Genomic DNA, 1,717 nt, shown 5'->3' with positions numbered 1-1,717 from the left:
GATCTCAGTCCTGTCCGGTGATGAAAAAGATTATGCCATCATATCCATGCCGGATATGTACATGGTTACCTCGGCATATATCCATGGGGACTATGAGAAGGCAACGTTTTTAAACGGCTATGCAGACCATTATTCTGTTACGGCGTCCTGGCAGCTGGAAGATACGAAACTTACAGATGTTTATAAGGAACTGATGCAGAATTATGGAAGAAAGACCGATAAGGACATAAAAGCAGTTGTACGGATCACTACGTCAGACGTTGGTGTGTCCGGAGCGAATATTTTTTATTCCCTGCAGGAGCCGACAAGAAATGTGATCCTTGGCAATGCCCTGAAGGTTACGCACAAAAACTGTAAAGGAATGGAAGATTTCACGGAAAACATAGAGTCGATCTTCGATTACTACCGGGAAGTCTTAAAAGGGGTCATGCGGCTGTGTGATATCTGGATCGAGCATCCGGCAAATGCCATGGCAGGGATCATGAAGCAGGCGGGATTTGGAAAAAAACTGCTTGCAGAAACCGTGGAGCAGTTTAAGGCTACTACTGGGGATGAGCCATGCAGCGCATACGAGATCTACTGTGGGATCTGTGAATCCATTACCATTGCAAGGCAGGAAAAGACGAATGAGAGAGGACTTTTAGCTCTGGAAGAAAAAATTGCCGGCTGTGTGTCAAAACGCTGGCATGAATATGATATTCCTGGCACTGTAAAATACTAACAGGATTTAAAAGAATGGAGACAGCATGGACTGTCTTTTTTTGATGGGAGGAAAACATGAAGGTTACGAATGGAAAAGATGTGGCAAGGCTGCTGGTAGATGAATACTTGAACTGCCATCCCACCGGACACAAAAAATTTATGGAGTCCATGGCAAAAGAGCAGCAGGAAATAAAAGACAATTACACTTATCTTGGGTTTGCCTGGCTAAAAGGTCTTTCAGAGGTCAGATATTACGACCTTCGAAACGAAGCATCGAAACTGATGGCCGATGATCTGTGTCTGCATGTAAAGGAACAGCCAGAAAGGGTGCGCCTGGTGTATGAAGGTGCAGAGGAAATGGAGATCAATCCTTCAGATGAAGAGCAGATGGCAAAAATGTTTACCTGCTACCTGCTTGCAGGAAGTATGGACGGATATGGGGAATTTGTGGATTATGCCCTTGATACCCACCGGACACTGCAGCAGAACCTGACACGGTTTTTTGTGGAATGGTTTGCAAAAGCAGAAAAAGGCTCTGCATTTTTAAAACGGGCAAAGATGGTGTATTCCAGGTATTCCCTGCCATATATCTGAATTACGGAGGTATGTGATGGATAGAAAACTTCCGGATTGGTTAAAAGAGAGCAGGGAGGCAGAAAAACTGATCGCATGGCTGAAATCGCCGGATTGTGAAGTAAAAGAATTTTCCGGACAGCTGTTTATAAAGGCAAAATATGGAAACTGTTTCTTTTTCTTTGACTGTTTAAAGGAAAACAGAAAAACAGACCGGAACTGGTGTGCCGTGATCCACATGCCGGAGTATTCCCTTTATGAAGCAGAAGATCTTTTTCTGAAGCCGATCGGGATACCGGATGATTTTGGTTTTCCTGTGCGTGAGGATCTGATCCCGAAACTGGAAACACAGATAAGCCGCATTGGAAAGAAACTTATCCGGGAACAATGGGATGAACTTTTGTTAAAAGGCGGGTATGCAGCTGCACAGATGATCCCGGAG

At 44.4% G+C, this 1,717-nt stretch carries 1 protein-coding gene and 2 pseudogenes; all 3 read left to right on the top strand.

Going from position 1 to position 1,717, the window contains the following annotated elements:
* Positions 1-721: pseudogene (locus WMO75_RS19475) on the top strand (hypothetical protein); the annotation flags it as partial.
* A 56-nt stretch (positions 722-777) separates the two neighbouring features.
* Positions 778-1,296: a hypothetical protein gene (locus WMO75_RS19470; protein WP_015525057.1), complete on the top strand. Its 519-nt coding sequence runs from the start codon at positions 778-780 to the stop codon at positions 1,294-1,296.
* A gap of 16 nt (positions 1,297-1,312) precedes the next feature.
* Positions 1,313-1,717, top strand: a pseudogene (locus WMO75_RS19465) (hypothetical protein); the annotation flags it as partial.

The organism is Blautia intestinihominis, assembly GCF_040096655.1.
GTDB lineage: Bacteria > Bacillota > Clostridia > Lachnospirales > Lachnospiraceae > Blautia_A > Blautia_A intestinihominis.
The sequence above is the reverse complement of the archived record's forward strand: the minus strand, read 5'-3'. Positions and strand labels throughout refer to the sequence as shown.

What these genes read in the sequence shown, in the direction of transcription:
- WMO75_RS19470 (WP_015525057.1), top strand. Translation starts at nt 778, where the DNA reads ATGAAGGTTACGAATGGAAAAGATGTGGCAAGGCTGCTGGTAGATGAA.